Below are 16,877 nucleotides of genomic sequence, written 5' to 3' on the forward strand. Positions count from 1 at the left end.
ATGGATGCTCTGCTGCTGCCCGTCGTGGACGAGGACGGCGCCCCCTTCTGGGAGTACGCGGCCCGCGGCGAACTCCGTGTCCAGGCCTGTGCCGCCCCGGAGTGCGGAAGGCTCCGCTTCCCGCCCCGGCCGTGCTGCCCGCACTGCCAGTCCTTCGCGAGCGAGTGGCGGCCGATGAGCGGGCGCGGCCGCATCTGGTCGTACGTGCTGCCGCATCCGCCGCTGCTTCCCGCGTACGCTGCGCAGGCCCCGTACAACGCCGTCGTGGTCGAGCTGGCCGACGCCCCGGACATCCGGTTGGTCGGGAACGTGGTGAGCGGTCCGGACGCCCGGCTGGACTCGGTCGATCCGGGGCGGCTGCGGATCGGCGCGCCGGTGCGGGCGGTGTTCTGCCCGGTCGGTTCCGGGGTGACCCTGGTGCGTTGGCTGCTGGAGAGGTGATCGGCGATGGCGCTGCGGACGGAGACGGACAAGGAGACCGGGGTCGCGCTCGTCACCCTCGACCGGCCCGAGAAGCTCAATGCGATCGACGTGGCGACGGCCGCCGAACTGGCCGCCGCCTGGCGGGCGTTCCGTTTCGACGACGGGGTACGGGCCGTCGTCCTCACCGGCGCGGGTGGTCGGGCCTTCTGTACGGGGATCGACCGGGATGTGGAGGTACCGCAGCCCCCGTCCCCGTACACGATCGACGATCCGCTGATCGCGATCGGGCCCAAGGCGAACGACCTGTGGAAGCCGGTGATCGCGGCCGTGGAGGGGATGGCCTGCGGCGGGGCTTTCTACCTGCTGGGCGAGGCGGAGTTCGTGATCGCGTCCGAGGAGGCGACGTTCTTCGACCCGCACACGACGTACGGCATGGTCAGCGCGTACGAGGCGATCTCCATGGCGCAGCGGATGCCGTTCGGCGAGGTGGCCCGGATGTCCCTGATGGGTACGGCCGAACGGGTCACAGCCCGGCGGGCGTACGAGACCGGGCTGGTCAGTGAGGTGACGGCACCGGGCGGCGCAGTGGAGGCCGCGCTGCGGGCGGCGGGGGTGATCGCCTCGTACCCGACCAAGGCGGTGCAGGGGACGGTACGGGCGGTGTGGTCCGCGAAGGAGGCGGCCAGGGCGCAGGCCATGGCCCACGCCCCGCACCTGATCGCGCTCGGGAACCTGCCGCCGGAGCGGCAGGCGGAGCTGTTCCGGGGGCGGGGCGGCAACGAGTTCCGGATGCGGTGAGGTCAGTACCCGAGGTCAGTAGCTCAGCTCGGCCTCGACCCGGCACTTCTTCACCCGGGAGACCTTGCGCGGGCTGTCCATCCGCACGGAGACGGTCTTGGTCTCGCCGCCCTCGACGTCCACGCTCGCCTCGCCGGTGTCGACGGTGTTGCCCACTGCGTCCAGGAACGTCACATCGACTTCGTACGTGTGCGAGCCGACAGCGTTCGCCGTGAGCCGGATGGTGGAGGTGGTGACGGCCTTGCGCTTGCCCTTGCCGGGCCGGGCGCAGCGGAGGACGTACGCCTGGGGTGCGTCCGAGGCCGTGACGTTCGGGGTCGGCGTCTCGTAGCCGGCGCTGCCGGAGGAGCCGCTCGACGAGTCGTAGTCGTTGTCGTCGTAGTCGTCGTAGTCGTTGTCGTGGTAGCTGCCGTTGCTCTTCTCGGAGTTGGAGCAGCCGCCGCCGCTGCTCGACCCCTTGCTCTTGCCGCTTCGGCCGCTGAGGCTGGAGGTCGAGAAGCCAGTGAGTGCGAGCACCACCACGACCAGTACCGCGGAAAGCTTTATGTGCTGCCGCATCATCGATGCAGCCCCCCTTGTGTGGTTGTCCGTGTCGCCGTCCGTGTTGCTGCGTGTGCTGTTGTCGAACGACCGCGCGACACGCTAGCGCAAGGTGCGGGGGGCAGGGGCCCGGCGTAGCGTCGAGGCCGAGAGCGATGCTGATCCGTGACGCCGGTCCGCGCACCCGCAGGAGGCCGATGATGATCCGCAACGTCCTCGGCTCGGTCCTCGCTCTCGCAGGAGCGGCGGTCGCCGTGCTGAGCCCCTTCCGTGACTGGTACGACGGCCGTCTCGGGCGTCAGTACCGGATCGACGAGCTCTTCACGGGTGTCACCGGCAGCCGGCCCGGACCGCTGGGCTCGATCTTTCTGGCCTTTTTCTTCGCCGCCGTGCTGGCGGTGGTCGGTGTGGCGCTGCGGTCGCGGCTACTGGTGGCGTCCGCGGGTGTGGTGGTGCTCGGGTTCACCGTGCTGTGGATGGTGCGCCAGGGACAGGCGATGGGCAGTCTGACAGTCGCGGGCGACGGTTCCGGGCTGCAGTGGGGGGTGGCGAACGCGGTGGGGGGCGGGGTGTTGTTGCTGTTGGGTGCGGCGGTGATGTCGGGGCGGCGTGGTGGGCGCCTTGCCCGCAGGGCCCGTAACCAGCCGTACGCGGCGCCCGGCTCGGAGCACCCGGACACGTGGCCGCCGACGCAGGAGCCGGGGCCGTCCATGCAGACGAGTCCGTTGCCGGAGCCCGAGCCGGACCTGTACACGGGGCCCTCTCCTGTGGCCCGCCACCCGGACGCGGAGGACCGGGACACAGCGCCGTATCCGGTCGTGCCGGAAACGGACTCCGATCCGCGCCGTCCTCCGCGCCCCTGAACGCCTGTCGGGCGACCTCCGCGCCCGGGGTTGCGTTCTCGATCGCCGGACAGGCTCGACCGCGCCGACGCGGTTCGTCGAGCACGGTTCGACAAGAGCGGCTCGGCCTCGTCGCAGAGCGCTACGTCCGGGCCCGGCTGCCCGTGCCCGTTCCCTTCAGCGCGTCCAGCGCGTACACGCAGCGGTCCTTGCTGCACGCGTACACGACACCTCCCTGCGCCACCGGCGAACCCGTGATCTCGCCGCCCGTCGCCAACTTCCAGCGGAGTTGGCCGCCCGCCGCGTCCAGGGTGTACAGGACGTGGTCCGCGGAGCCGAAGTGGACCCGGCCGTCGGCGACCACCGGGGCCCCCACCACCTCGCCGCCCGCCGCGAACCGCCACTTCGGGGTGCCGGTGACCGCGTCGAGCGTGTACAGCGCGCTGCCGCTGCCGACATGGACGTTGCCGGCCGCCACCAGGACCGGTTCGATCGACTGCCGGGCCTCCGTGGCGATGCGCCAGCGGTCCTTGCCGGTCGAGGCGTCGAGCGCGTACACCGTGCCGAGGTAGTCGGCCAGGTACACACCGCCGCCCGTGACGGCGGGCCCGGGCGCGAACGCGGGCGGGGAGAGGAAGACCGCGGGCGACTCGAAGTGCCAGCGGACATGGCCGGACACGGTGTCGACGGCCAGGACCCGGGCCCCCGCGCTCACGTACACGGAGCCGTCAGGCGCCGCGGTCACCCGGACCGGCACACCGCCGCAGGAGGCCGCGTCGCCGATGGGGTACGACCAGCGCTCGATGCCGGTACGGGCGTCGACGGCGCGCAGGCGGGCGTCCTGCCAGAGGTAGACCGTGCCGTCGTGGATCGTGGGACCGGCCTCCGCCGTCTCGAAGTCGGTCTGTACGCCGCCGCGCTCCCACAGCTTCTCGCCCGTGGACGCCTCCCACGCCTGGACGCCACCGCCCCGGGTGCCGGTGACGACGGTGCCTCGGTCGGCCTTGAGGGAGTACACCCAGGCGTCGGTCTGCAACCGCCACCACTCGGCGCCGGTCGCCGCGTCCAGGGCATACAGCGACGGCCCGTCGGAGGCGTGGATACGGCCGCCCTCGACGGCCATCACCCAGGCCACGTCCCGGGTCTTGAACTGGCGCCGCCCGTTGCCGATGTCCAGGGCGTGCACCTCGAACGAGGTGACGTAGAGGAGGTCTCCGGCGACGACGGGCGTCCCCCAGACGTCGTTGGACATTCGGAACCGCCAGGGCCGCCAGCGGTCCGGCCCCGGCGGCGCGGCCTCGGGGCCGTGCGTGGGCGAGGGGACAGGGGCGGGCGGCACGGCGGGGGCGGGCGGGACGGCGGGGGCAGTGCCGTTCACCCCGGCGGGCGGGCGCACCCAGCCGGTCGTGGGGCCGGCGTCCGCGATGGCCGTGGCGGTGGCCCGTACGTCCTGGGCGCGCGGGCCGGGACCGATCGGCACCTTCGCGCCGGGCAGCTGCACCGGACCGCCCCCGTCGGGCAGCTGCGCCGCCGCGGAGGACGGGGAACGCAGGTCGGCGCCGCCGCGCCACGCGGTGTCCCGGTCGGCGCCCGGCGGCTGCTGGGGTGGCGGCGGCATCGGAGCGGGGGCCGGAGCGGGGGCTGGAGCAGGGGCCGCGGCCTTGCGGCCTCCGCCGCGGCGTTGCTCGATCATCGCGGTGGCGGAGGTCGGCAGCCATGCCGAGGCCGTACCGCTGTCGTCGCCGCCGGAGGCGAAGAGATGCGGAGCGAGCTGGGCCTGCAGATCGGCGGGGGTGGGCCGCAGCCCGGCGTCCATCTGCATGCAGGACTCGATCAGTGGCCGCAGTTCGCCGGGCAGGCCCTCCAGGTCGGGGCCCTCGCGCAGCAGCATGAAGACCGTCTCGACGGGGTTGGCGCCGTGGAACGGCGCATGGCCGGTGGCGGCGAACACCAGCGTCGAGCCGAGCGAGAAGACATCGCTGGCGCCCGTGACGCTGCGCGAGTCCCGCGCCTGTTCGGGCGACATGTACGCGGGCGTGCCGACGGCGACATTCGTCATGGTCAGCCGGGTGTTGGAGGCCCCGGACGCGATCCCGAAGTCGATCACCCGGGGGCCGTCCTCGACGACGAGCACGTTCGACGGCTTCATGTCGCGGTGGACGAGCCCCGCACCGTGGATCGATTGGAGCGCCTCGGCGATACCGGCGGCCAGCCAGCGCACCGCCTGGACCGGCATGGGCCCGCACTCATTCACTATCTCCTCGAGGGAGGGTGCGGGCACATAGGCGGTGGCCAGCCACGGCACAGCGGCCCGCGGGTCGGCGTCCACCACCGCGGCCGTGTAGAAACCGCTGACGGCCCGGGCGGCCTCCACCTCACGTGTGAAGCGGACCCGGAACAGCTGGTCCTCGGCGAGTTCCGTACGCACCGTCTTGATCGCCACCCGCCGGCCCGAAGCCGAGCGGGCGAGATAGACCAGCCCCATGCCACCGGCACCGAGCCGTCCCAGCACCTCGAACGGGCCGATCCGCCTCGGGTCGTGCTGCGTCAGCTGCTCCACCACTTGCCCTGCCACCTCCCCGTACGGGCCTCAGGAACAGAAGCCCGCGAAATCCCCGCCCTGTGCGGCGTCTCACCACTGGGCACCACCCGGCGGTGCGCACCCCGATTGTTCCTGGCCGATGCCCTGGTTGCGAACCCGGGGGCGGACCGGGGTGTCACAGCTCACTCTGCCCTCTTCTCGGACATAGGGGGCTGAAGTGCGGCGAACACGGCACCTTGATCGTCCTGGAGGACCGCCATCCGCCCGTACGGGGTATCGAAGGGCGGCACGGAAATGCGGCCGCCGAGGCGTACGACGTTCTCGGCGGCGGCATTGCAGTCCTCGACGGCGAAGCAGCAGAGGAAGTAGCTGGGCATCTCTGCCGGGAACGCGTCGGTGATGACGCTGCGCCCGCCGATCGCGGTGTCCGGCCCCGGTTCGGTGCCCGCCGGGGACCACATGCGGAAATCGGCGCCGGACCCGGCCGTGTCGGCTTCGCCCGCGCCGGTGGCCTCGGAGGCCTCGGATGCCTCGGATGCCTCGGCGGTCTCGGCGGCCTCGGTGGTCTCGACACCTTCGGTGGCCTTGGTGGTCTCGATGCCTTCGGTGGTCTCGATGCCTTCGATGGCTTCGAGATCGGTGCCCTGGAAGCCGAAGACCTCCTCGTAGAAGGCGTCGACGCGGTCCTTCTGCCGGGTGTGGACCTCGGTCCAGCGGAAGGAACCCGGCTCGTTCTGCTTCTGGAAACCTTCCCGGTCACCGGCCTGCCAGAGCCCGAAGACCGCTCCACCCGGGTCGGCCGCCTGGGCGAGCACCCCGGCCTCACCTGCCCGGACGGGATCGGTGATCACCTGACCGCCCGCCTCCCTGATGCGTGCGACGGACGCGGCGATGTCGTCGGTGGCGAAGTAGATGCCCCAGGCGGTGGGCATCCGGCCGTCCTGCTTGGCGGCGAGTGCGGCAACGAGCTTCCCATCGCTGAGCGCGTCCGCGTACGGGCCGTCGCCGGCCCGGAAGGTCCAGCCGAACAGCTCACCGTAGAAGCGCTTGCCCGCTTCGAGGTCGGGAAGCTGCACATCCACCCAGCACGGCGCGAATTGCGCGAATGCGGCCATGGGCCCGGATCCTTCCGTCGCGGTCGTTCGCGGTCGTTCGCGGTCGTTCGCGGCTTGCTCGCGGCGTGCACTCGGCATGTACGCGGGTTGCTGCGGTTTGTTTGTTGGCGGTTGTCCGCGACCGCTCGCAGCCGTTCGCCGTTCACGGCAGTGACGCTCGCCACAGTCAACGTAACCGCGGGCAGCACGCACCGCGCCCCGACCCGTCTACATCGAACTTATTTTCGACAGAGGAGTTCCTTGGTCGCGGAGTCACGGAAAGTTATCCACGGAAGTTATCCACAGGCTGTTGATAACACTTATCGCCCGGTGAGGGCGCATACGTCGATATCCGGCCACTCCCCCATCGCACCTGCGGCGCTCCCCATTTGCAGTCGGCCGAATCGCGCTCCGATCACCCCTCGGTAAGCTGACGGCATGACAGGACAAGTACGCACCGTCGACGGCCGCGTGGCCGGTCGACGCGGACAGGCGACGCGGCAGAAGCTGCTCGATTGTCTCAGCGAGATGCTCAGTTCCTCGCCGTACCGGGACGTCAAAGTCATCGACGTTGCCCGGAAGGCGGGGACTTCACCCGCGACCTTCTACCAGTACTTCCCCGACGTCGAGGGCGCCGTCCTTGAGATCGCCGAGGAAATGGCCAAGGAGGGCGCCGGGTTGACCGAACTGGTCGCAGGCCGCTCCTGGGTCGGCAAGTCCGGCTGGCAGACCGCCGAAGAGCTCGTCGAGGGATTCCTCGACTTCTGGCGACATCACGACGCGATCCTGCGCGTGGTCGACCTCGGAGCGGCCGAGGGCGACAAGCGGTTCTACAAGATCCGCATGAAGATCCTGAACTCGGTCACCAACTCTCTTACGGATTCGGTGAAGGAACTCCAGGCCAAGGGCAAGGTGGACAAGGACGTCAGCGCCGCCGCGATGGCGGGCTCCCTGGTCGCGATGCTGGCCGCGGTCGCCTCGCACCAGAAGGGCTTTACGACCTGGGGCGTCAAGCAGGCCGAACTCAAGCCGAATCTCGCACTGTTGGTGCATCTGGGCATCACCGGCAGGAAGCCGCCCAAGTAGCGCCGCGCCAGGCCACCTCCCCCCACTGGGCACCGCGCGGCATTTCCGGGCACCCCAGGTCCTGTCTCACCGACGGCGGACCACACGCGTGGTCCGCCGTCGGTGCACCCGGACCGTTCCACGGACCGCCCCAACAGCCTTTTTCGTACATAGTTTTCGCACGTCGTTTTCGCGATCTTTCGTTTCCACGATCACCGTTTCCACGATCGCTGTTTGCGCGCACCGTTCACGCGCACCGCTTCCGCACCCGGCCCCGTCAGGTCGCGGCGTCGCCCCTCCGTTCCAGCCTGAAGAGCCGGATCTCCCGCTCCACCCGTGCCTGGTACGTCGCGTAGGGCGGCCAGAACCTCAGCGCCGTCTGCCACACCTCGTCCCGTTCCGCACCCTCCAGCAGCGTGGCGCGCACCGGAATGTCCCGGCCCTTCCAGTTGACGACGGCCTTGTCGGGGCCGGCCAGCAGATTCGCGGTCCAGGCCGGGTGCCCCGTACGGCCGAAGTTGCTGCCGACCAGAATCCAACTCTGCTCCGTCCCGTTCTCCGGCATGCAGGCCAGCGGAGTGGTCCTGAGCCGCCCGCTCCTCGCGCCCGGCACCGTCAGGATCAGCCCCGGCAGCATCCGGGCGCTGAGCAGCACCTTGCCGCGCGTGAGCCGGTGCACCGCACGGTCCATGGCGGGGACGACATGCGGGGCGATCCTCGCGAACGCGCGGGTCGAGGAGACTTTCTGGATCAGCCGGACGCCGGGCGCCATCAGACCGCCACCTGCCCGGCCGATCCCGGGGCGGTGAATGCCGAGAACGCGCACGGCCGCCCGTTCGACGACGCGAACAGCCCGGCCCGCTGCGCCGCATGGTCGCGGAGCCGGTGCACGGGGCCGAAGAGCAGTTCGTCGGCGGCGGCCCGCTTGAAGTACAGATGCGCCTCGTGTTCCCAGGTGAAGCCGATCCCGCCGTGCAACTGGACGGCCTCGGCGGCGGTGATCCGCAGCGCCTCCAGGGCCTGGGCGAGGGCGAGGCCCCCGGCTGCCGGGTCCCAGGCCGCGTAGTACGCGGCGGAGCGGGCCGCCTGCACCCGTACGTACAGATCCGCGAGGCGGTGCTTCACGGCCTGGAAGGAGCCGATCGCCCGGCCGAACTGTTCGCGCGCCTTGACGTATTCGACGGTCCGCTCCAGTGCGCTCGCCGCCGCCCCCACCGCCTCCGCCGCGAGCAGGGCGGCGACCCCGCGTCCGGCCGGGGCGAGTGCGTCGGTGACGTCCACGGTGTCGTCCGCGCCGAGGAGTTCGGCCTCGGTGTCGCGGAGTTCGATGCGGGCCAGCGGGCGGGTCTCGTCCAGCGAGGTCCGGCGGGTGCGGACGAGTCCGGCCGCCGCGTCCGGGCGCACCAGGAAGAGGAGCGTACGGCTGCGCGGGAAGCCGCCGGCGTGGGCGGCGACCAGGAGGAGTCCCGCGCTGTGCCCGTCGAGGACCTGGGCGGCCTCCCCGTACAGCCGCCAGCCCTCCGCGCCGCCGACCGGCCTGGCCTGGACTCCGCCCGCCCGGCCACCACCCGCCCAGGCGCCGCCGGTGGGGTCACTACTGAGGCCGAGTGCGGTGGGGAGCGAGCCTCCGGGGACTGCCAGAGTGGCGGTCAGCGCGCCCGCGGCGATGCGCGGCAGCAGGGCGGTGCGCTGGGCCTCGGTGCCGAGTGCGGCAATCAGGGGCGCGGCGAGCGCGGCGGTGGCGATCAGGGGCGACGGCAGCAGGACGCGGCCGGTCTCCTCGCAGGCGACGGCGAGCTCGGCGAGGCCGCAGCCGACGCCTCCGTACGCCTCCGGGAGGGCGAGTCCGGGCAGTCCGAGGTCCTGGGTGAGCTGTCGCCACAGGGCCCCGTCGTACCCGTCGGCGGTCCGTACGGCACTCCTGACGTCGTCGGGTCCGCTGCGTTTGACCAGCAGTTCGCGCAGGGTGCGGCGGATCTCGTCCTGTTCCGCGGTGAAGGCGGCATCCATCGTCCAACTCCTTCCCCTCAGAGGCCTCGGGCCTCTGATCTGACGGGCCGTCATGCTAGGGGTGAATACAGCAGATGCCCAGAGCCGCGCAGGGGAGGGGCCGGGAAGCTCCCGCACCGCGAGCTGCCCGCCCGACAGCTATCTGCAGCTATCTGATGTACCGTCAGATTCATGCCTTCTTCCCACCGCAAGGTCGCTGTCGTCGGCATATCCCTCGCCGACTGCGGACGCGTCGACGAGGCCACGCCGTACGCCCTGCACGCCCAGGCCGCCCGCCGGGCACTGGCCGACTCGGGCCTGGACCGGTCCGTCGTCGACGGTTTCGCCTCCGCCGGACTCGGCACGCTCGCCCCGGTCGAGGTCGCCGAGTATCTGGGACTGAAACCCACCTGGGTGGACTCCACCGCAGTCGGCGGTTCGACCTGGGAGGTGATGGCGGCCCATGCGGCGGACGCCATCGCGGCGGGTCACGCCGATGCCGTACTGCTGGTGTACGGGTCGACGGCCCGTGCGGACATCAGGGCGGGCCGCCGGACCTCCAACCTCTCCTTCGGGGCGCGCGGCCCGCTCCAGTTCGAGGTGCCGTACGGGCACTCGCTGATCGCCAAGTACGCGATGGCCGCCCGCCGCCACATGTACGAGTACGGGACGACCCCGGAGCAGCTCGCCGAGGTGGCGGTCCAGGCACGGGCGAACGCGGCGGCCAATCCGGACGCGATGTTCCGCGACCCGATCACCGTGGACGACGTGCTGTCGGGGCCGGTGATCGCGGACCCGTTCACCAAGCTGCACTGCTGCATCCGCAGCGACGGCGGCTGCGCGGTCCTGCTGGCCGCCGAGGAGTTCGTACCGGACACGGCGAAGGAACCGGTGTGGATCCTCGGCACGGGTGAGCACGTCTCGCATTCCACGATGTCCGAGTGGGACGACTTCACGGTCTCCCCCGCGGCGGTCTCGGGCCGTCTGGCGTTCGAACGGGCCGGGGTGCGGCCCTCGGACATCGACCTCGCCGAGATCTATGACGCGTTCACCTATATGACGCTGGTGACGCTGGAGGACCTGGGTTTCTGCGAGAAGGGCGAGGGCGGTTCGTTCATGGAGAAGGGCCGGACGGGCCTGACGGGCGAGCTACCGGTCAACACCGACGGCGGCGGCCTGTCCGCCTGCCACCCCGGGATGCGCGGGCTGTTCCTGCTGGTGGAGGCCGTACGGCAGCTGCGCGGCGAGGCGGGCGAGCGCCAGGTGCGCAGGGCGGGCGGCCGGCTCCCGGAGCTGGCGGTGGCGTCGGGGACGGGCGGCTGGTTCTGCTCGTCGGGGACGGTGGTGCTGGGGCGGGGGTGAGGGGCCGGGAAGCGGGCGGGGGAAGCGGGCGGGGTGAGGGTCCGGGCGGGGGCGGCCGGTCACACTGCCACGACCGTGAGCGCCCCCTCCAGCCCCTTGAAGTCTTCCGCGTTACGCGTGAAAAGCGGCAGCCCTCTGACCGAAGCAATGGAAGCGATCATCAGGTCCATGCGCCGGGGTCGGGGATCACGCCGGGCAGCGACCACCAGAGCCACCAGGCTCCCGTAACGGGCGGCGGCGTCCCCGTCGAAGGGAAGCGGCTCGAAGTCGGCCACGGCGGCGCCGAGTTTCTCCATCCGGGCCACCCGCACGCCGGGGTCCTTGGCCATCGCCACGCCCTGCTGAAGCTCGGCCATCGTCACGGCGGTGAGCGCTGGGAGGACAGGCAGGTCCTCGGCTCGCAGCAGATCGAGGTCGATATATGCGCAGGTGTCGAGCACCCCCACGTCATGCCGCTCAGCCACGTTCGCGCTCCCACGGGTCGTCGTCCCCGACCCGGTCCTCGGCCCCGAAGAACGCATCGGCCTCGCGGCGCATCAGCGCACCGTCCACACGGGGCAGCCGACGGTGCCTGGCCACCAGCTCCTCCGCGCTCAACTGCCGTTTCCGGGTGAGCGGCCGCAGCTCTGCGACCTCTATTCCGTTGCGGGTGATGTGAAAGACCTCGCCCGCCTCCACGGCGTTCATGACTTCTGCGGAGTTGTTCCGGAACTCCCGCTGCGTGATGGTCTTCATTCCACGAGCGTAGCTCGACGTGTCTCCATGCGCTACGGCAACTCTCCCGTCACCCCGCACGCTGGTGCCATGCGCTGCAATAGGGCCATGAGCGACGTACAGAGGACCCACGCAAAGCGGCCCCACACACAGAGGACCGACGCGCAGCAGAGCTTCCTGGACCTGCTCCATGCCCAGCGGGTCTGGGACGTGGACCTTCCCGCCTTCGACCCGGACGCCGCGCCCGCCGCCCCGCTCCCCCTCTTCCACACCTGGTTCGCCGAGGCCGTGGCCGCCGGGCAGGCCGAGCCGCACACGATGTCGCTGGCCACCGTCGACACCGAGGGACACCCCGACGTACGGACGCTGATGCTGCACGACGCGGACGAGCGCGGCTGGCACTTCGCCACGCACCGCACCAGCGCGAAGGGCCGCCAGCTCGCCGCCCGCCCGCACGCCGCGCTCGGCTTCTACTGGCCGGTACAGGGGCGGCAGGTACGAGTGCGGGGGCCGGTCACCGAGACGAGCCGGGCGGAGAGTCTGGCCGATCTGCACGCCCGCTCGACCGGTGCGCTCGCATCGGCGCTGACCGGGTCGCAGAGCGAGGTGCTGAAGTCGCAGGAGGAACTGGCCCGGACCGCCGACGCCGCCTGGGAGCGGGCGTCGGCCGAACCGGACGCAGAGGTCGCGAGCTGGACGCGGTACGTGGTCGAGCCGCAGGAGGTCGAGTTCTTCCAGGGCGACGCGAGGCGCCGGCATGTACGGCTGCGTTACCGCCGGACCGGCGATGCCTGGACGCGGGAGCTGCTCTGGCCGTAGGAGCCGGGAACTGCTCCGGCCGTAGGAGCCGGAAACTGCTCCGGCCACAGGAGCAGCACGCCCAGCCGGGAAGACGGACCGCTCCCACGAGCCGCCGTTTTGGTCTGCTTCAACAGCAAAGGAGCACTATGGGAAACAGACGGAGACAGGTGCGGACTGGAGGCAGTGATGAGCCGAACCCATTCCCGTTACGCCGCCGACCGCGGGCTGACCACGCGCATGGTGACCACCATGTTCCTGATCGGTCTGCTGTACGTGGTCCTGGTCGGCGTGCTGCTCGCGGTGCTGCGCGGCGCCTGGCCGATCATTCTGATCTTCACCGGCGTTCTCTTCATCGCGCAGTTCTGGTTCAGCGACCGCATCGCGGCCTTCAGCATGGGAGCCCGGGAGGTCACCCCCGAACAGGCGCCGGAACTGCACGGCACCGTCGACCGGATCTGTGCGCTGGCCGATATGCCCAAGCCTCGGGTGGCGATCGCCCGGAGCGATGTGCCGAATGCCTTCGCCACCGGCCGGAACGAGAAGACCGCTCTCGTCTGTGCCACCACCGGGCTGCTCCGCAGACTGGAACCCGAGGAGCTGGAGGGCGTACTCGCACACGAGATGTCGCACGTCGCGCACCGCGATGTCGCCGTCATGACGATCGCCTCGTTCCTCGGCGTGCTCGCCGGCGTCATCACCCGTGTCGCCCTGTGGGGCGGCCTCTCCCGCAACAGCCGGAGCAATGACCCCGTCGGCATCGCGATCCTGCTGATACCACTGGTCAGCGCGGTCGTCTATGCCCTGAGCTTCCTGCTCACCCGGCTGCTCTCGCGCTACCGCGAGCTCTCCGCCGACCGCACCGCCGCCCTGCTCACCGGCCGCCCCTCCGCGCTCGCCTCCGCCCTCACGAAGGTGAGCGGCCAGATGGCCCGCATCCCGACCGAGGACCTGCGGAAGGCGGAGCCGTACAACGCCTTCTACTTCGTTCCCGCGTTCTCCTCCAAGCAGAGCCTGAGCCGGCTGTTCTCCTCCCATCCGACCCTCGAACAGCGCCTCGACCAGCTGGCCCGCATCTCCGCCGACCTCGCCCGCCCGTAAGGAACGCCCATGGGCCTCCTCGACGCCATCCTGGGCCGCAGCAAACCGGTCCGCCCCGACCTCGACCAGCTCTTCGCCGTTCCCTCCGCCGCCCTCACTCTCCAGGCGAGTGCCGGGTTCGCCCCGACCGGCCTCGGCTCGGTCTGCTTCGCAGGCGTCGAGGGAGGCACCTTCGCCCGCATCCAGCAGGACGTACGCGAACTGCTCGACGCCGACACCGACCGGGGCGGCATCCCGGTGGAGTTCAGCCAGGACACGTACGGCTACACCTGGCTGCTCGCCCGCCACTCCCCCGACGACGTTGCCACCCTGGTCAACGACCTGCACGCGGTGAACACCCTGCTCCAGGACGGCGGCTTCGGGCCGCAGCTGCTCTGCTCACTGATCAGTTTCCGCGACGGCGGGGGGCGGTCGCTGGCACTGGTGTATCTGTACAAACGCGGTGCGTTCTATCCACTATGCACACTGCCTGACCAGCACAAACGCGATAACGCGCTGGAGCTACAGGTAGCCGCCCTACTGGAGAACGACCTACGCATCGAGAAGGACAAAACGCGCTGGTTCCCGCTCTGGGACGCGCCAGGACTGATCGACTGAACAGTCACCCGAAGGTGTCTACAGATACAAACAACCTTTGTACCCGCGACGTAGGCACGTACGCTCCTTCGCCGTGACCACCTTTGACACGGCCGCAGACACCTTCGGGCGACAGAAGCCCGTCAGGGTCCTCGTAGCCCTGCGAATCAGCTACCTGACCGACGAATCCACCAGCCTCGAGCGGCAGCTTGCGGACGCCCGCGAATACATCGCCAAGAAGGTCGCCCAGGGACTCAACTGGGTCGAGGTCGGCGTAGCGCGAGACGCGCACGTCTCAGCGACAAAGAAGCGCCCAATGGATCGAGTCGAGCTAGGGCATTGGATCAAAGAACGCGCCCCGGAATTCGACCTCATTCTGTTCTGGAAGCTGGACCGCTTCATCCGCAAAGTCAAAGACATGCAGGACATGCTCCGCTGGGCGGATGACCACGGGAAGAAGAAATTCGCCTCAGTCACTGAGCCGATCTTCGACATGACCGGCCCGTTCCAGCGCGTGATCATTTCCCTGTTCTCCGCCCTCGCGGAGATGGAGGTCGATAACACGTCCATGCGCGTCAAGAGCTTCCGAGAGAGCATCCGCGAGCAGCAGCGTTGGCCGGGAGGCATGCCGGCCTACGGCTTCGAGGTCTGCAGGGGAGAAGACGGAGCTGCGTACCTCCGCCAGAACCCCCACCAGGTAAACGTCATTCGGGAAATCGCCAACCGACTCCTCACCACCGAGGACACTCCAGCGATCACTGCTGACGACCTCAACTCCCGGAAAGAGCCGACTCCGCGGGGCACGCGTCCGTCCAAGCGCATCGCGGAATCGGGTCGCGAGTACAAGTGGACGGCGGCCGGCATCCGGAAGATGCTCAAGAACGAAGCCCTCATGGGCTGGAAGATGGAGAGCCGACAGGTCCCCGGCAAAAAATACTACGAGACCACCCCCGTCATCGACTCCACCGGAAACAAGATCCACATGGCTAAGCCGATCTTCACCGAGGAGGAGTGGAAGACGCTTCAGAACCACCTCAGCGAGCGATCCTTCTCGGTTTCCTCGCCTACGAACGTCACTCCTTTCCTGAACGTGATCCTCTGCGGGTACTGCAAGGGCAAGATGCGCCTGCACGTGTCCCGCAGGGAGACTAAGAACGGCCGCAAGGAGTACCCGAAGTTCCGATGCGTCAGCCCGCGCATGGTGGGTGAGAGGACTCGCTACGGGTGCGAGGATCAGTTGTCCTGGAACCCTGGCAGGCTGCTCACCACCTTCAAGCATCACTTGCTTGAGCAGTACGGCGACACCGAGGTGGAAGAGCGCATCTACGTCGTGGGCGAGGACAACGAAACTCGCATGCGGGAGATCGAGGAACTCGTGCCTGTCATCATGGCGGACATGGGGCCGGGGCGACGGTATGGGACAGCTCTGATGCGGTCCCAGGCCGAGAAGATGCTCGACAAGCTGAACGCCGAGTACGAGGCCCTGAGCAAGATGCCGAACGGTGACCGGTGGGAATACCGCAGCCTCGGGAAGACGTGGCGAGAGTTGTGGGAGACGACCGAGGAGCCCGAGCTGGAGACGCTGATACGCAAGAACGGCGTGCAGTTCCTCTGCTACATGGACTCCTTCGAACTATTCGTCCCCGAACGCCTCAAGGTCTGAATCACGGGCCCCTCCCCTGATGAAGAGGGGAGGCGCCGCAGCGGCAGCCTGGACCGATCGTCAGCGCTTCCAGAAGGCCATGAGCTCCGCGAGTGCCCGGCGGCAGACTCCGACGGTGAGTGCGTGACCATGTGGAAGTATCGACGGGTTTGTGGCTGCGCCGCTGGTCGGCAGGGGACGTGCAGGCGGTCTTGACAGCATCGCGGATCCTCTGATGCGGAGACAGGCCAGTGAGCCCGTGACATCAGCTGGAACCGCAGAGCATTGGCTCATCGGGCAGAGCGAGCGATGGCAAACAGGTTCAGCCTTCGCGTTTGCTGTCGTCGACGAACAGGACACCATGTTGGGCAATATGACTGTGGGCGCAATCGATCGGCGGCACGGAACCGGATGGGTGTCCTACTGGGTCACCCGAGCAGCCAGAGGCAATGGTGTCGCCTCCCGGGCTTGCCAGTCGATGACCCGATGGGCCTTCGACGACGCCGGACTTTTCCACCTGGAACTCGGCCATCGGGTCAACAACCCAGCCTCCTGCGGCGTGGCCAGGGCAGCCGGCTTTGCGGTGGAGGGCTTGGAACGACAGAAACTGGAGTACGACGGCGTGCGCTTCGACGTAGAGCTTCACGACCGCCTGGCCACCGACGCAGATCCCGACCGCCTCTCCACCGCCTGAGCCAGTGACCACCCGAACGCGACGCACGGTCTTTCGCCCGTCTGGGGCGCGCCCGGTCTGTGAGCCAGGTGGCGGTCCACCCGAGTCCCTCATCCGTACCATCAGGTTCATGACTCCTGAGCGCCCGAATTCCGTCAGTCAACTTCGCGCCTCCGACGCTGCCCGCGAAGCGGTGGTGGAGCAACTCCAGGAGGCGGCGGCCGAGGGCCGCATCGATCTCGACGAGCTGGATACGCGCCTGGGTTAGGCGCTCGCCGCCAAGACTTTCGCCGAACTGGAACCCCTCACCGCCGATCTGTCGCTCGTGCCGCAGAACGCGATGGAGCCGCTGGTCATCGAGGGCGGCATCCACGGCCTGGCACGGACCGGACGGTGGAAGGTGCCTGCGCGCATCGACGTGCGCGGCGGCATGGGCGGCACCAAGCTCGACTTCACGCAGACCCAGACCCGACTGCGCGCGATCGAGCTGGAGGTCAACGGACAGATGGGCGGGGTCGTCGTCGTACCCAGGGGGTGGGCGGCGGAGACCGACGACGTCCATCCCGGCCTGGGCGGCTTCAAGGACCGTACCCGGGGTGAGAGGCTCCCGGGCACACCGCTGCTCCGCCTCACCGGCTCGGGCGGCATGGACGGAGTGGTCGTCCGCCACCCCAGCATCAGGGAGCGGTGGAAGCTGCGCCGCAGCGAGCGGCGCTGA

General features: G+C 69.6%; 19 protein-coding genes. 12 read left to right on the forward strand and 7 right to left on the reverse strand.

Going from position 1 to position 16,877, the window contains the following annotated elements; all coding sequences use genetic code 11:
- Together ACZ3IC_RS13840 and ACZ3IC_RS13845 are read left to right on the forward strand one after the other, a co-directional pair.
- Nucleotides 1–441, forward strand: a complete 441-nt coding sequence (locus tag ACZ3IC_RS13840) for a Zn-ribbon domain-containing OB-fold protein (RefSeq protein WP_467415788.1) — start codon at nt 1–3, stop codon at nt 439–441.
- Between the two features lie 6 nt (nt 442–447).
- A complete protein-coding gene (locus ACZ3IC_RS13845; protein ID WP_467415791.1) occupies nt 448–1,221 on the forward strand; it encodes an enoyl-CoA hydratase/isomerase family protein in 774 nt (257 codons plus the stop codon).
- Nucleotides 1,222–1,236: 15 nt separating this feature from the next.
- On the opposite strand, the gene ACZ3IC_RS13850 is transcribed toward ACZ3IC_RS13845, so the two are convergent.
- Complete coding sequence (locus ACZ3IC_RS13850; RefSeq protein WP_467415793.1) at nt 1,237–1,782, reverse strand: hypothetical protein; 546 nt, start codon at nt 1,780–1,782, stop codon at nt 1,237–1,239.
- A 179-nt stretch (nt 1,783–1,961) separates the two neighbouring features.
- Here ACZ3IC_RS13850 and ACZ3IC_RS13855 point away from each other — a divergent pair, with 179 nt between their 5' ends.
- Entirely contained in the window at nt 1,962–2,624 is a 663-nt protein-coding gene (locus tag ACZ3IC_RS13855; protein WP_467416090.1) for a hypothetical protein, read from the forward strand.
- Nucleotides 2,625–2,745: 121 nt separating this feature from the next.
- Here the strand turns inward: ACZ3IC_RS13855 and afsK are convergent, their stop codons facing one another.
- Both afsK and ACZ3IC_RS13865 read right to left on the reverse strand, forming a co-directional pair.
- Nucleotides 2,746–5,163, reverse strand: a complete 2,418-nt coding sequence (afsK, locus tag ACZ3IC_RS13860; protein ID WP_467416091.1) for a protein serine/threonine kinase AfsK — start codon at nt 5,161–5,163, stop codon at nt 2,746–2,748.
- A gap of 164 nt (nt 5,164–5,327) precedes the next feature.
- A complete protein-coding gene (locus tag ACZ3IC_RS13865) occupies nt 5,328–6,260 on the reverse strand; it encodes a VOC family protein (RefSeq protein ID WP_467415796.1) in 933 nt (310 codons plus the stop codon).
- A gap of 417 nt (nt 6,261–6,677) precedes the next feature.
- Here ACZ3IC_RS13865 and ACZ3IC_RS13870 point away from each other — a divergent pair, with 417 nt between their 5' ends.
- On the forward strand, nt 6,678–7,325 hold the full coding sequence (locus ACZ3IC_RS13870) for a TetR family transcriptional regulator (RefSeq protein ID WP_467415797.1): 648 nt from the start codon (nt 6,678–6,680) through the stop codon (nt 7,323–7,325).
- 256 nt (nt 7,326–7,581) lie between these two features.
- Here the strand turns inward: ACZ3IC_RS13870 and ACZ3IC_RS13875 are convergent, their stop codons facing one another.
- Both ACZ3IC_RS13875 and ACZ3IC_RS13880 read right to left on the reverse strand, forming a co-directional pair.
- Entirely contained in the window at nt 7,582–8,076 is a 495-nt protein-coding gene (locus ACZ3IC_RS13875) for a nitroreductase family deazaflavin-dependent oxidoreductase (RefSeq protein ID WP_467415798.1), read from the reverse strand.
- Nucleotides 8,076–9,314 (reverse strand): acyl-CoA dehydrogenase family protein, encoded by a 1,239-nt coding sequence (locus ACZ3IC_RS13880; protein WP_467415801.1) that lies wholly within the window; start codon nt 9,312–9,314, stop codon nt 8,076–8,078. The genes ACZ3IC_RS13875 and ACZ3IC_RS13880 overlap by 1 nt, the downstream gene beginning before the upstream one ends.
- A 171-nt stretch (nt 9,315–9,485) precedes the next feature.
- Between ACZ3IC_RS13880 and ACZ3IC_RS13885 the strand changes: the two genes are divergently transcribed.
- Nucleotides 9,486–10,655 (forward strand): thiolase C-terminal domain-containing protein, encoded by a 1,170-nt coding sequence (locus ACZ3IC_RS13885; protein ID WP_467415802.1) that lies wholly within the window; start codon nt 9,486–9,488, stop codon nt 10,653–10,655.
- A gap of 59 nt (nt 10,656–10,714) precedes the next feature.
- Here the strand turns inward: ACZ3IC_RS13885 and ACZ3IC_RS13890 are convergent, their stop codons facing one another.
- Nucleotides 10,715–11,119 (reverse strand): PIN domain-containing protein, encoded by a 405-nt coding sequence (locus ACZ3IC_RS13890; protein ID WP_467415803.1) that lies wholly within the window; start codon nt 11,117–11,119, stop codon nt 10,715–10,717.
- The gene (locus ACZ3IC_RS13895; RefSeq protein WP_405685462.1) at nt 11,112–11,390 is read right to left on the reverse strand and encodes a type II toxin-antitoxin system Phd/YefM family antitoxin; all 279 of its coding nucleotides are present in this window, start codon (nt 11,388–11,390) and stop codon (nt 11,112–11,114) included. The genes ACZ3IC_RS13890 and ACZ3IC_RS13895 overlap by 8 nt, the downstream gene beginning before the upstream one ends.
- Nucleotides 11,391–11,477: 87 nt before the next feature.
- On the opposite strand from ACZ3IC_RS13895, the gene ACZ3IC_RS13900 reads away from it, so the two are divergent.
- The 7 genes from ACZ3IC_RS13900 (at nt 11,478) to ACZ3IC_RS13930 (ending at nt 16,877) form a co-directional block, all read left to right on the forward strand.
- Entirely contained in the window at nt 11,478–12,188 is a 711-nt protein-coding gene (locus ACZ3IC_RS13900) for a pyridoxine/pyridoxamine 5'-phosphate oxidase (RefSeq protein WP_467415807.1), read from the forward strand.
- A 168-nt stretch (nt 12,189–12,356) separates the two neighbouring features.
- A complete protein-coding gene (gene htpX / locus ACZ3IC_RS13905) occupies nt 12,357–13,268 on the forward strand; it encodes a zinc metalloprotease HtpX (RefSeq protein WP_467415810.1) in 912 nt (303 codons plus the stop codon).
- Between the two features lie 9 nt (nt 13,269–13,277).
- The gene (pspAB, locus tag ACZ3IC_RS13910) at nt 13,278–13,865 is read left to right on the forward strand and encodes a PspA-associated protein PspAB (RefSeq protein ID WP_467415811.1); all 588 of its coding nucleotides are present in this window, start codon (nt 13,278–13,280) and stop codon (nt 13,863–13,865) included.
- Nucleotides 13,866–13,938: 73 nt separating this feature from the next.
- Complete coding sequence (locus tag ACZ3IC_RS13915) at nt 13,939–15,507, forward strand: recombinase family protein (protein ID WP_467415812.1); 1,569 nt, start codon at nt 13,939–13,941, stop codon at nt 15,505–15,507.
- Between the two features lie 151 nt (nt 15,508–15,658).
- Entirely contained in the window at nt 15,659–16,180 is a 522-nt protein-coding gene (locus ACZ3IC_RS13920) for a GNAT family N-acetyltransferase (RefSeq protein ID WP_467415815.1), read from the forward strand.
- Between the two features lie 109 nt (nt 16,181–16,289).
- On the forward strand, nt 16,290–16,427 hold the full coding sequence (locus ACZ3IC_RS13925; protein ID WP_467415817.1) for a DUF1707 SHOCT-like domain-containing protein: 138 nt from the start codon (nt 16,290–16,292) through the stop codon (nt 16,425–16,427).
- Nucleotides 16,428–16,484: 57 nt separating this feature from the next.
- Nucleotides 16,485–16,877 carry a hypothetical protein gene (locus ACZ3IC_RS13930; protein ID WP_467415819.1) on the forward strand — a complete coding sequence of 131 codons (393 nt, stop codon included), beginning with the start codon at nt 16,485–16,487 and terminating at the stop codon, nt 16,875–16,877.

The sequence above is a fragment of the Streptomyces sp. NPDC002958 genome (assembly GCF_055563255.1).